The 4,698-nt window shown below is 46.5% G+C and carries 3 protein-coding genes; all 3 read left to right on the forward strand.

From position 1 onward, the window contains the following. A partial coding sequence (locus GAC_RS04985) for a hypothetical protein (RefSeq protein WP_037349689.1) occupies positions 1-2,856 on the forward strand: 2,856 nt, incomplete at its 5' end. 222 nt (positions 2,857-3,078) lie between these two features. Further along, on the forward strand, positions 3,079-3,795 hold the full coding sequence (locus GAC_RS06090) for a hypothetical protein (RefSeq protein WP_241760173.1): 717 nt from the start codon (positions 3,079-3,081) through the stop codon (positions 3,793-3,795). Beyond that, on the forward strand, positions 3,779-4,600 hold the full coding sequence (locus GAC_RS06095) for a hypothetical protein (RefSeq protein WP_241760174.1): 822 nt from the start codon (positions 3,779-3,781) through the stop codon (positions 4,598-4,600). The genes GAC_RS06090 and GAC_RS06095 overlap by 17 nt, the downstream gene beginning before the upstream one ends. Positions 4,601-4,698: the final 98 nt, after the last annotated feature.

The raw sequence follows: 4,698 nt of genomic DNA on the forward strand, positions 1-4,698 counted from the left end.
ACCAGTGCCGGCCCATCTTCTAGCACTGTACCTCCACTTGTGCCACAGTCGGGTCTAACTTCTCTGGCGTCTACCGATACTACGAGACCCGTGACGAAGCCCGTGACCATGATTAGTGCCGGCCCATCTTCTAGCACTGTGCCTCCAGCGGCACCAAAACGCTCAAAAGCTCCTGAGAACTCGGGTGTAGGTTCATCCGCACAACAGCACTTACTACCCTTACCAGAGGGAGCGCAATTCCCGTTAAGTAGTGCGCAACAGCATGGTGCCGCGAAGGCGCACAACGAACCAAAAATTGACGATCTGTTAGGCATCGACGAGCTGTTCGCTGCCGCTCTACAACAAACGGGCGATACGGAATCCAGTACAAGGGAGCTTGAGCATAAACCGGCACTACATGATCAACCGCAATCATCGCCTTGGACCACAGGTCGCACCATGCAGCTTAGCGTCAACGCACCAAAATTCAAGGCGTCAAATGCTCACAAATCGTCACTGTCATTTAAAGCTGTAGCTAGTGCTGTGAAGCGCGGAACAGCAGGTAATTTAAAGACACAGTTGCAATCTGGTGTGCGCAAAGCGCAGCACGGTTTGTTGAAGAAGGTCGAGCACGCAACTGATGCCCTTTCTAAGCGTGCTGCCACTAAGCCTTCTCGTTATGAACGCTTGTCTCCCGAAATTACAAGACCATGTTCCCCTGCACACTCCGATGTTGCAACTCCTGACGATTATTCTGATACCGCAGCTATTATCCATTACGACGGCAATCAACCCCACGGTGCGGAAAGTAGTGGTACCATAGCGGATAGCTTATATCCTACAAATTGGGAAGCGTGCAGCGCAGCTACCCGAGTAGACGAAGAAAGTAGCGCAGCTGATGCCCAATGCCAAAAAGCTCAGGTGGCTGGAACTCCGCATAACTCAGATGTGGCATCATCGGCAACAAAACCCACTACTACTTTAAAGAAAATCAAGAAAAAGGCGGCAAGTTTGGGTAAAACTGTGACGCGTGCTGCATATGTTGCCTACATAGGTGCAGAACTGGCGTTTGGAATACACGATGCGGCACCCTCCAAGGCCTATGGGTTCCAGTTGGCACCAGAAATTGCCGCAGGCGGCCCTCAGGACGTTTATCTGCTAATCCGCGGTAAAAAAGCGCACCTTTTTGCCCTGGCTGCAATTTCAGATGTCAAGACCCGCAACTTGTGGTTATGTACAGGTAATCTTCACACTAAACGTGGGCATATTTCTATATCAAATCTGGAATTCCGCATAATGTCTGCAGGCGATGAGCGCAGTTTTGAGTATAAGTCACAGTATCAAATCGCGCTAAAGCTTATAATGCCTCCTTTCGGCGCCGTGCCCCGCCTACTGACCAGCGCACAACACGCGTTTTCAATTTCTCACAGCGGTAAAAGCAGGGATATTTTCTTGACCACACGAGTTGGCACGAATAGTAGAACAAACATAATAAAGCTAGTTGCTACAAGCGCCCCCTTTAAAAGCTATAGAAAGGCCTTCTTTTACACATATACAGAATCTGTAATCCACGCTATGGTCGAGCATATGAATGCCGCAATGCGCAGGGAACTAACACATGTAAACCAGCAATCACTCACGATTTGTGCAGCGCTTGACATATATGCTCAGCAAAGTCACGAGGGCATGCAGCGTACAATTACCGATTTCTTTCTTCGTACTCCGCTGGGCCGCGCAGTGTATTCTGACACGGCATTGTGCATTGAGTATATAGGAGAGCTCATTAGGTTTTGCAGTAGCTTAGACAATTATCCCGCACACCATGCGCTGTTCTGGAGGCTCGTGATACAAGAGGTATGGGGTGATTGCAGATTTTTAGGCAACGGAGCTCCAAGGCATCTCTCACGCGCACTCGAATATGACACAGAATTTGTCATAGATTTGCATGTCATCTGCGCGTCAGTATGCAAAAAACAGGCAATTACCGACAGGGAAGAAGTATACTCTTTCATAGAAACACTTATGCATTTGCATAAGTCTACATCAGACTCGCTTGGCACACGCTTGGTACACTACATAGCACTCGCAACAGTTGCGAGTCCTAGACTGAGCAAAGGGCTCAAAGCTGCAGATATACAGCACGAAAGGTGGAAAAAGCTACTGCGTACTGCGGAACATACGCTAAAACTATATCAACTTGACGCGGAAGCTTCTACCATCAAAGCGCTAAGTAAGACAAGCGGAGCAAAACACCCATGTCGCATTAATACCGTGCTTTTGAGTGATTTTACCGAGACGACGGCATATGGAATTGCTCTACAGAACGACCAAAAACTACAGCAACTGCGCAATATATTGGGCCCAGACTACGCGCCACATCAGTTGGCGCTCGCACCGGAAAGTGTCGCACATATAGTGGACACACACACCCATGAAAAAGGAGGTGAGTTCATCCCCTACGCTGTGTTCGTCTCACACTTGCAGGATGTGTACTTACGCGTTGCAGGCAAATATTACTCACAAAGTGTTGTTCCGAAGCTGCTATCCCATTGGGGAAAGATACGTGAACAAAATTCGCACGTTTTAGGCGCGCCCAAAAACGAAGATGCTCGGGCAGCGATAAGATTACTCGAAGCCAAGATATCTAACGTAAAATGGTGTACATATGATAGGGCGCCAGCGCCTCTATCGCCTAACACCAGATTAACCTCTCACACCATAAACTATCCTTTTTCAGATAGAACGATTGAACGGATTGGAGACGCAGCCTTTACCGGGTTCTTATCTGTAGTTAGTGTCTCCCCGGCAATGCAAAGACTGCACCTCTTGCAGCCAGAGTGTAGTATCCACCTCGATGTAGCTCGTGCAATTTCTTGAGGTGCATTTCCGGCTTCACAGCAGGGCATAGTGGCAATAGAGCCATTTCTTGGCACTATGTGGAGCCGGAGTCAGAGCTAAATTCTATTATGATAAATCATAGATTAATTATGATTTTACGTAATCTCCCTATGAAATTACATAAAATTAGATATGTCATTTAACACATAATTCAGAATTAGCCATTAGTGTACTCAGCTAAATGGCTTATAGGCAACCAATATGAATTTGCTCGATACAAGAGGAGCTCCTCAAAGCGCGTTACCAGTCCGCGAATTGCTACTCGCAGCAGTTGCAGCAGCGGCAACCATAGGCATAATAAAAGTACATAATGATAAAAAACGCGCTCTATGTGTTTGCGTCTCTTGTATGGCCGCAGCGTGCCTTATACAACAGAAAAGAAAATTCTTCCGCGATAACATACAAATTTTTTTTGCCGAAAACGCGAAAAAGGGAGTAGTCACATTTGCAGAAGCATCGATTACAAAAATCTCTATAGCTGCCAAAAATGCGCGAGATGAGGACGGACAATATGCGATGGTTGCCGAATTGAGCAGGCCTACAATTAGTATCCAAGGCAAAAAGAGCCGCGCCATAAGGGCAATAGATATACAAAGCTACGGTCACAGCTGGGAGTATGCCACCAACTCTGACACCCCTCAAATGACGGTGTGCATATCTGGAAATAACAAAAAAAGCTCTGTGGAAGCTGATTTTCCCTGCTTGAGAGGTAAAAACAGCCTACTATTGGATATCAGGTCTAAAAGATACGAGGAGTATATACCGCTTTGTCGGGTCCGCAACGCTCATGACTACATCAGAAAAGCTCTTGAAATGAAGCTTAGAAGGCAATCTTTTCTCCAAATACTATTGGCAAAATATCTCTCTGAGGAGCATTTCCCCGCAAATAGAGAAAAAAGCCATGTATCTGATACATAACTTTGGCAACATATTGCAAAAAAGCTCGGCCATGGCCATGAGTAAAGCCCTAGAAAAGCTAGTACGCATTAATTTTGAAATAACGCAATCTAAACCGGAACTTTCAGGCACATCGTCAAGCACGACAAAGCACCCGTCTGTCAGGCTCACCCACCTAGGGGAAGATCAATTTAAATCATTGGAGTCGGATATTCTCACACTTGTGAAAGCAAGAGCATGTGAGTATGAAAATTTGCATGAAGCCCTAAGCCATGATGCATACAAATCCGCCATAAACCCGGGCATAGAGGACATAATCGCATGCTATCCAGATAGAGTTAATCAGACAACAAACGCTTTTCTCAAAACACATATTGCATCCTACAGAACCCTGGCACCAAGAATGAAGGCCATACACAGGTACATAGAAATTTGTAGAAAACACCACAATAAACGGCTGCAACGCACTGCGGATTGCGACGATCCTAAAACCGCAGATAGTTACGCCTACAAAGCCGTCTATGACTTTGCAAAACAAGAGGGTATCTCCACAGATGATTTGCATGCCATAATCGAGCATGCGCGGTACAAGTTGTGCAGAAAATACAGAGGGCTATTTGTGGATGATATAACCGGTATAACGCAGAAAGTTACCGCGCGACTCTGCAAAATCAGGATAAAACTCGGAAAATTTGAGTCCAAAGATGCCGACGCAGAAGACTATGAATTATGCTATGAGATTGATGAACCGGATGAATCATGCGATCGAACAATAGAGGCCCCACTATCAGACTACATAAAATACCCATTACGGGGCTTTAGGTAACACATCAATTAGAACCCCTCCGCGTGTTGGGTTTGTCCATCGCTGCAGCTCGCCACCTCCGCTTCGCTGGCATACCCTACCCTTATGGGCCCCTCTCA

The sequence above is a fragment of the Anaplasma marginale str. Florida genome (assembly GCF_000215485.1).
In the GTDB taxonomy this organism is placed as follows: Bacteria; Pseudomonadota; Alphaproteobacteria; order Rickettsiales; family Anaplasmataceae; genus Anaplasma; species Anaplasma marginale.